Origin of the sequence: Rhizobium ecuadorense (genome assembly GCF_001187535.1) — a bacterium.
GTDB lineage: Bacteria > Pseudomonadota > Alphaproteobacteria > Rhizobiales > Rhizobiaceae > Rhizobium > Rhizobium ecuadorense.
Genome location: NZ_LFIO01001768.1, coordinates 1 through 217 on the forward strand (window position 1 = coordinate 1; position 217 = coordinate 217).

Here is a 217-nt window from a genome sequence, read left to right on the forward strand (position 1 = left end):
CTCGTTTGGAAAAGCAAAATGGTTCGACCGGTCCGTGCGATCGTCATTGCAGTGCTCGTGTTGCTTGTCGCCTTTGCATCGGCCTGGTCGTCGCTCGCGCTTTGGTACCGCTTGCCGTTGCCCGAGGTCGGCAGACTAGCCAGCGCCATTTTGTTCGGGCTTTTTGGCGCCTCCGTCGTCGTGGCGCTCTTTGGCAGGAGACGCCTTCGTGCGGTCC

At 60.8% G+C, this 217-nt stretch carries 1 pseudogene; it reads left to right on the top strand.

The features are described 5' to 3' along the window. Positions 1 to 18: 18 nt before the first annotated feature. Positions 19 to 217: pseudogene (locus tag AF337_RS44815) on the top strand (DUF4105 domain-containing protein); the annotation flags it as partial.